Below are 223 nucleotides of genomic sequence, written 5' to 3' on the forward strand. Positions count from 1 at the left end.
CGGCAGTTGGTTGTGAAGTTAGTACAATTTCGTAGGTATCTGTCGCGCCACCTTCGGTGATATTCCTGCTACTGCCGGATTGGGTAATTGTGACTCCGGCGATATCGTTGTCGGTGATGTTGGCGGTAACGGAATTAATCGTAATTCCGTTATAGTTGGCGTCGCTGCTGGTAGCTGTATGAGAAATAGTGCCGCTATGATTTCCTTCGGCGACGTTATCGTT

At 48.4% G+C, this 223-nt stretch carries 1 protein-coding gene; it reads right to left on the reverse strand.

What is annotated here, in order from left to right; genetic code table 11:
- The coding region (locus MiSe_RS50565; RefSeq protein WP_226595170.1) for a hypothetical protein at positions 1 to 223 on the reverse strand (223 nt) is incomplete at both ends.

This window comes from Microseira wollei NIES-4236, assembly GCF_020521235.1.
In the GTDB taxonomy this organism is placed as follows: Bacteria; Cyanobacteriota; Cyanobacteriia; order Cyanobacteriales; family Aerosakkonemataceae; genus Microseira; species Microseira wollei.